The sequence below is a fragment of the Pedobacter sp. 10L46_2 genome (assembly GCF_056395165.1).
The window spans coordinates 1-6,352 of sequence record NZ_JBFTIZ010000244.1; the positions used below are offsets into that span (position 1 = coordinate 1).

Annotated in this window: 3 protein-coding genes; 2 read left to right on the forward strand and 1 reads right to left on the reverse strand. The window is 37.0% G+C overall.

Features of this window, described 5'->3' with window-relative positions; all coding sequences use genetic code 11:
* The coding region (locus tag AC1DDX_RS20780) for a SusC/RagA family TonB-linked outer membrane protein (protein ID WP_477622516.1) at positions 1 to 3,274 on the reverse strand (3,274 nt) is incomplete at its 3' end.
* A gap of 173 nt (positions 3,275 to 3,447) precedes the next feature.
* Between AC1DDX_RS20780 and AC1DDX_RS20785 the strand changes: the two genes are divergently transcribed.
* Together AC1DDX_RS20785 and AC1DDX_RS20790 are read left to right on the forward strand one after the other, a co-directional pair.
* Positions 3,448 to 4,152, forward strand: coding sequence for a FadR/GntR family transcriptional regulator (locus tag AC1DDX_RS20785; protein WP_172663018.1), 705 nt, complete (start codon positions 3,448 to 3,450; stop codon positions 4,150 to 4,152).
* A 44-nt stretch (positions 4,153 to 4,196) separates the two neighbouring features.
* Positions 4,197 to 6,352: bifunctional alpha,alpha-trehalose-phosphate synthase (UDP-forming)/trehalose-phosphatase (locus AC1DDX_RS20790; protein WP_477622517.1), on the forward strand; the 2,156-nt coding region annotated here is incomplete at its 3' end.

Genomic DNA, 6,352 nt, shown 5'->3' on the forward strand with positions numbered 1-6,352 from the left:
TAATGAATGACCTTGCCGTTGGATAAGTACCTGTGTAAATACCAGTAACCACACCATCAGTATTAACCGGAGGTTCGGGAGAGGGACCAGAAAACTTGGTAATATAAAACAAGTTACTACCGGTTATATAAACTTTCATATTTGAAAGAACCTTAGATTTCTTTACCAAATTATTAGGTAGTGTATAAGCAAGTGTCACCTCTCTTAAAGCCAGATAATCACCCTTCTCATAAAATCGTGAGTTGTTACTATTCAATACTCCATTGCCATTATTTGCTCTTGTATAATTCTGTTTTGATCCTCCAACCTGGTCAGCATAATAAACTTTTGGCACATCTGTAACTGTATTTGTTGGCGACCATGCTTGTTTTTGCAATTCAATGTAGTTAAAGGTTCCTTGGTAGTTACCCAATGTTCTGGCGACCAAATCATTGTAAATGGTATGACCAACTGCAAAATCCCATCTGTTATACATGGATAAGCCTTTATAAGAAATGCTTGTATTAAAACCGCCAGTCCATATAGGGAAAATATTACCTAAATAAACCTGATCTCTGGAATCTATAATGTTATCTCCATTTACATCTTGCCAATTAACATCACCTGCAGTAATGCGTCCGTTTTTACCTGCGGCAAGATTTGGCCCTGTAATACCCGCAATTGCATCAGTACGATTACCGGCAATTGCAGCAACTTCAGCATCATCCTTAAAAACAGATACCTGTTTATAGCCATAAATATCTCCCAATGCCTGTCCTTCCTGTAACCCACCTACCCAAACAACCTGTCCGGATTTTGGATCAAAAATCTGTAGTCCACCCTGTCTATTTTTGTCATTACCGTTAAATGGTAATTGTAAAATCTTATTCTTAACAAATGAAGCATTTACACCGGCATTAATTTTCCAATCGCCTTTATCAAAGATGTTTGCATTGATAGCAAATTCATATCCTTTATTCTGATAGGTACCAAGATTTGTTCTTAACGAACCAAAACCGACATAGCTTGGTAAATCAAGATTTGTTAATAAATCACTTGTTCTTCTATCGTAGTAATCAAAAGTTAAACTAACTCTGTCCTTAAATAAACCTAAATCTAAACCGACATCTGTTGTTTTACTTTTTTCCCATCGCAAGTTGCCATTAATTACACCTGTATTTAAGAAACCTGCAGACCCATTATAATTAGTTTGCAATGCATAAACACCCTGAACCTCATAACGTCCCAATCCGGCAACGTTACCATTTTCTCCATAACTGATGCGTGGTTTTAAAGAAGAAATATAATTGCTTATCCCTGAATTAATAAAAAAATCCTCTTTATGCACATTCCATCCAGCAGACATACCAGGAAAAAAACCATTTCTGTTATCTTCAGCTAAACTAGAAACACCATCCAATCTGAATACAGCTGTAAACAAATATTTATTATCAAAATCATAAGCAAATCTTCCTAAAGCTGAAAGTATTTTATATTGAGATTTAGTAGAATAGTTGTTTGCACTTCCAGCAGCAAAGGTTGTAGAAGCATTAGCAGTAGGAATATCATCTGTAGGTGCATTCTGTCCGAAAACCTGCATTGCATATGAATTCACATTATAATACTCACCACCTGCCATTACATTAAAATTATGCTTGCCTCCTAAGGTTTTGGTGTAATTCAAAATACCATTGTATTGAGTCTGAAAATCTCTGGCAAAAGTATATATAGAGTTTCTTGTACTATTCCCTATAGTTCCTGAAAAAACATTGGCATAGGTTTGTGTAGATTTTTGAAAAGATTGGTCTAGTTTTTCATATAGGTAAGCATTTCCGGTAGCCTTAAAGTATAAGCCAGGAATAATATCCCATTTAACAGCTCCATTAACCACTACCCTGTTTACCTCATTTGAGCGATCTAGACGATTTAACCAATATAGTGGGTTACCATCCGTAACTCCATTTCCTGGATTTGGATTGGTTTTAGCTTCATCCAGCCATGGATTAAATGTAGGCCAAATTGCCATATTACGATATAGTGTATTAACATCACCTCCAATAGCACCAATTTGAGAAGAAGTAGACAAACTTACACCACTACTTACCTCGATATTAGGTTTAACTTTATAAGAACCGTTCACATCACCGGTGTATCTCTTATAATTTGAACCAACAATTACTCCATTTTCATTGTAAGCATCAAAAGCAGCAAAGTATTTCCCTTTATCATTTCCACCTGTAACATTTAGGTAGTGATCTTTAGTATAAGTATTTCTAAATAACACGTCCTCAACCTCGCCAGCATGATCTTTATACATAATCTGACCTCCATAAGGGTCGTCGAGAACACCCCATCCAGCAGGTAAAGTTGTTGTGCCTGCTACATATTTCTTAATATCAAACGTTGCAAGATCTGCAGGATTTGTAGAGAGTCCCAGACCTCTGGAGGCATTTACCTGGTCGAGACTTCTTCCCGCATTTAAATAACCTAAGCGGGTATAATAGATGTAATCCTTAGCATCCATATATTTATAACCCTCTCTGTTTTGGTTATACCCACCAGTAAATTTATAAGAGATCCGAGCAGATCCTGTTTTTCCAGTTTTAGTGGTAATTAGAATCACCCCATTGTTAGCACGCGCACCATAAATTGCAGTGGCAGATGCATCCTTAAGTAATTCAACAGATTCAATATTTTCTGATGCAATATCATTATATGCTCTTATAACTCCATCAACAATAACCAATGGCGCGCCCGGACTATTAATTGAAGCACCGCCACGGAGAAGAATTAAAGGAGACGCACCTGGCTGACCTGTACTATTAACTACCTGCAAACCAGAAACAGTACCTTGCAGTGCACTACCAATATTAGAACGTGGGGTACTTGCAAGTACTTCTTTATCAAGCTTCGCTATAGAATTAGTTACATTCCTTCGGTTCTGGGTACCATATCCAACAACCACTACTTCATCCAGTCCCTGTGTATCTTCTGCAAGCGTAATGTTTATTGTACTTTGATTTCCAACGGTAATTTGTTGGGTAATGAATCCGGTATAGCTAATTACCAGCACATCTCCGCTTTTTGCAGCAATGGCATAATTACCAGTTTCATTTGTGGCGGTTCCAATTTTGGTTCCTTTAATCAAAACACTAGCCATAGGTATGCCCTGCCCTTTGGCATCTACTACCCGTCCAGATATTTTAGAGTTTTGGCCTGATACAGTAAGCATGGCTATGCTTAAAATTAACGTTAGCAGGACTTGACTAACGTACTTTTGGTAAAGTCTTTTCATTGTTCTTTTGGTTAGGTTTTAGCATTATGTATAACATAATAAGACTAAGGTGTGACTTATATTTCTATATTGCAAGAAATATTAATATTATTTTTATTAACATTGTATAGGAATAGGAGCTAAATCATTATTTTAAGCCCTTTCTACCAACAAAAACATATGTATAACATAATATGACGCCTAACCCTACTGAATCCCTCATTCAATTAGATACCAGTTCGCTGGTTGATAAAGTTGAAGCCAATCTTGTTAAGCTCCTTGTAGAAAGGAAATTAAGAGTTGGTGATATTATACCTACAGAATTAGACCTATCCAGAAGTCTGGGAGTAAGTCGTACCGTTGTCCGCGAAGCGCTTTTAAGATTACGGATGATGGGACTTATAGATACGAAGAAAAAAAAGGGCTCTGTGATTACCAGTCCCGACATTTTCGGTATCATGAGCAAGAGCATGAATCCTCATATCCTTGATCAGGATACCCTTAGAGAGATATTTGAATTAAGACTTGTGCTGGAAATAGGAATGGCAGATCTGCTTTTTCAACGCATTACCCCAAAAGATATAGAAGAGTTAAAAGAGATTGTAAAAACTGAGCCTGATACCGCAAAAGACCACATATTCCATATTGATCATGAGATTATATTTCATGGAAAGCTCTATGAAATAGCAGGTAATGAAACACTAAAACGGTTTCAAAAAATGCTGCTGCCAATTTTTGATTATGTACACAATAGTGGTTTATTGAAAAAACCTGCTCAAATTCAAAAATTCGTATCTCATAAAGGACTGATCGACATCCTCGAAAATGGCTCACCTGAACTATTTAGAAACGGGATGAGAAATCACCTTGAAAACCATTTCTTAAGGATCTTTAGTTAATTTATTAAAACAAACAGGCTTTATCTTGGTTGTTTTAGTATAATATGCTAACTAATAACAAAACAATCATCCTATCAAACCGTTTACCAGTTAAGATTACAGAACAAAACGGTGAATACATACTTCGATCTAGTGAAGGCGGACTGGCAACAGGCCTGGGTTCCGTTTATAAACAAGGAAATAATGTCTGGATCGGCTGGCCCGGCATAGATGTTCCAAAAGAGCGGCAAGGAGAGGTTAAAAAACTACTTGCCACGCTTAATCTTATTCCTGTCTTTTTAACCACAGACGAGATTAATTTATACTATGAAGGGTTTTCGAACGAGATACTCTGGCCTGTTTTTCACTACCTTACCACATATGCAAACTTTGAGCAAGACTATTGGGATTCATACAAATCTGTAAATGAAAAGTTTAAAGATGCAGCAATAGAAGCAGTTAATGATGGCGATACCATTTGGATACACGATTATCAGCTACTTCTTTTACCTTGCCTAATCAGAAGAGAAAAACCTTTGGTTACCATCGGTTTCTTTCAGCACATACCTTTTCCATCTTACGAAATTTTCAGATTGATCCCGTGGAGAGAAGAACTTATTTCAGGTATGCTTGGAGCGGATCTTCTGGGCTTCCATACCTTTGACGATGTAAGGCATTTTCTAAGTGCTGCATCAAGGCTATCAACTAGCAAGTTATCAGATAATGTGATCATTCACAAAGACCGGCAAGTTGTGGTAGAAGCCTTTCCAATGGGAATTGACGCTGATAAATTTGAAGAACTAACTATGCATGCAAAAGTAGCTAAGCACTCAGCTTCATTTAAAGCAAGTCAGGAGGGTCTTAAAATAATTCTAACTATCGACAGGTTAGATTACAGCAAAGGTATCATTCAACGTTTACAAGCTTTAGAACTATTACTTCAGCTCCATCCGGAATACAAAGAAAAGATAGCACTGTATATGATTGTAGTGCCATCAAGAGATACCGTTCCTAAATATAAAGAGCTTAGGGATCATATTGATCAACTGGTCGGTAACATTAATGCAAGGTTCAGGACAATAGACTGGGTACCCATTCATTATTTCTACAGATCATTTTCTGTTGAATTTCTTTCAGCTCTATATAGCACGGCCGACATCTGCCTGGTAACGCCCATGCGCGATGGAATGAATCTGGTGAGTAAAGAATATGTGGCCTCCCGTACAAATAACGATGGTGTTTTAGTTTTAAGCGAAATGGCTGGAGCATCTAAAGAATTAAATGATGCTTTAATAGTTAACCCTAATAACATTGGCGACATTATGCGGGCAATTGTACGGGCAATAGATATGCCTATTGAAGAACAAAATGCGCGTATGTCTAGTATGAGACATATCGTTAAAAAATTCAACATCCACCTGTGGGTTAAAAATTTTATGGATAAACTAAAAGAAGTAAAACAATTGCAAGAATCTCTATTAACAAAACACGCAGTACAATCAGTAAAAGATCAAATAGCATTAGATTATAAAAAATCAAAAGATCGATACATATTTTTAGATTACGATGGCACTCTGGTTGGTTTTCATGGCGATATAGACAAAGCTTCCCCAGATCAGGAACTATATGATATATTAAATAAACTGAGTTCTGATCCGGCAAATCGGGTAGTACTCATCAGTGGTCGCAGGTATCAAACCCTACAACAATGGTTCGGACATTTAAATCTGGATATGATTGCGGAACATGGTGCCTGGCAAAAGCAGCTTAACGAAGAGTGGAAAGCACTTCCATTATTAACAGATAAGTGGAAACAAGAGGTTAAGGCAGTTTTAGATACCTACACAGACAGAACTCCGGGTTCATTTATAGAAGAGAAGAGTTATTCTTTAGTATGGCATTACAGAAAAGTAGAAAAAGGATTGGGCGAACTGCGTGCCAACGAGATCATAAATCATTTACGTCTGTTCATTGCCGATAAAGGCTTGCAAATGATGCCGGGCAATAAGGTTATAGAGTTCAAAAACATAGAAGTAAACAAAGGTAAAGCTGCGCAAAACTGGTTATACAATCAAAATCCCGATTTTATAATTGCCCTGGGCGATGATCATACAGATGAAGATATATTTAAGGCATTACCGCCAGAAGCCTATACTATAAAAGTGGGCAGCAATATATCTGCTGCCCGCTATTATCTTAGAGATTATAAAGAAGTAAGAGA